This window comes from Nonomuraea mangrovi (genome assembly GCF_042681425.1).
Classification (GTDB): Bacteria; Actinomycetota; Actinomycetes; order Streptosporangiales; family Streptosporangiaceae; genus Nonomuraea; species Nonomuraea mangrovi.
In genome coordinates, this window is record NZ_JBHUFV010000078.1 from 1 (window position 1) to 1,551 (window position 1,551).

The window sequence follows — 1,551 nt, forward strand, 5'->3', positions numbered from 1 at the left end:
TCTGCTCCAGTCGGCGAAGCGGCGATGCACGGTCTGCCAGGAAGCGCCGAAGCCCGGTGGTAGTGGAGTTGACCCGGTTTGGTGGACACCTGGTCTCTGGGGAACCCTGGCTCCCGGAAGAAGGAGGGGGGCTCGCCCCGAAGTGTGGACGCGGGTTGTTATGCGGCGAGCAGCACCTTATCGGTGGTTTGCTGCTCGTAGTCGATAGGGCTGAGGTAGCCGAGGGTGGAGTGTCTCCTTCGGGTGTTGTAGCGGGTGATCCACTTGAAGACGGCCAGGCGGGCCTCACGCGCCGAGGACCAGTGCTTGGCGCCCTGCAGCGTTTCGCGTTTGAGGGTGGCGTTGAACGCCTCCGCCGCGGCGTTGTCGGCGCTTGTGCCGACGGCTCCCATGGACTGGCGAACACCGAGCTCGGCACAGACCTTGGCGAACTCAGCCGAGGTGTACTGGGCCCCATGATCGGCATGGAAGATCGCGCCGTGCAGGCTGCCCCGTGTCGCAGCGGCTGCGCGCAGCGCGTCGCTCACCAGCTCGGTGCGCATGTGATCGGCGATCGACCAGCCCGCCAGCCGCCGCGAACCCAGATCCAGCACGGTCGCCAGATACAGGAACCGGCCCTCACCGACGGGCAGGTACGTGATGTCGCCGACATAGCGCCGGTTCGGGGCCGACGCGGTGAAGTCCCGCTTGATCAGGTCGGGCACTTTCTGATGCGAGGGTTCCGGCACCGTGGTGCGTACCTTCTTGCGCAGGTGCAGCCCGACAATGCCGGAACGGCGCATCACCCGCGCGACCCGCTTGTGGTTGACCCTGCGGCCCCGGGCGCGCAGCTCGGCGGTGATGCGCGGACTGCCATAGGTGCCGTCGAACGCGCCGTGGATCTGCTTGATCTCCGCGGCGAGTGCTGCATCGGCCGCGGCCCGCTGCGCCCGGGCCGGCGCGGCCTTGCGCCACCGGTAGAAGCCCGAGCGGGACACCTTCAGGACCCGGCACAGCCGCTTCACGCCGAAGGCGCCCGCGTGGTCGTCGACGAACTCGAAGCGGCTCACCAGTTCGTCTCTCCGGCGAAATACTTCGCCGCCCGGCGCAGGATGTCGCGCTCCATCTCCAGCTCCCGGATCCGTGCCTTGAGCTGCTTGTTCTCATCTTCCAGCACGTCGTCGGACGATAGCGGGCCCCGCGCCGACCGCTTGTGCGGACCACGCTTCTTCGCGCCCGCGGTGCCGTCCGCCTGGGCCTGACGCACCCAGTTACGCAGCGTCTCCCGGCTGATCCCCAGGTCCTCGGCCACCGAGGCCAGCGTTCGTCCCGGATCGGATAGATACAACGCGACGGCGTCCGCCTTGAACTCCGGCGGATACGACTTCATCGCCACGTGGAACTCCTTGTCTCCGGATCTCCATCATCCGGTACTCAAGGTGTCCACACATCGGGGGCAGGGCCCGAGTCTGCTGTGCCGAACAACTATTCGCCGGAGTTTCGCCGGCAGATGGTGGAGCTGGTGCGCGCGGGACGGTCGCCGGAGGAGCTGGCCAAGGAGTTCCAGCCGTC

1 protein-coding gene is annotated in these 1,551 nt (G+C 67.6%); it reads right to left on the minus strand.

From position 1 onward, the window contains the following. Window positions 1-158 precede the first annotated feature (158 nt). Window positions 159-1,375 (minus strand): IS3 family transposase gene (locus ACFSKW_RS46260; RefSeq protein WP_379580983.1). Its coding sequence is split into 2 segments (ribosomal slippage): window positions 159-1,066 and window positions 1,066-1,375, totalling 1,218 coding nucleotides; the frame shifts between segments, so codons are not numbered across the junction. Window positions 1,376-1,551 lie beyond the last annotated feature (176 nt).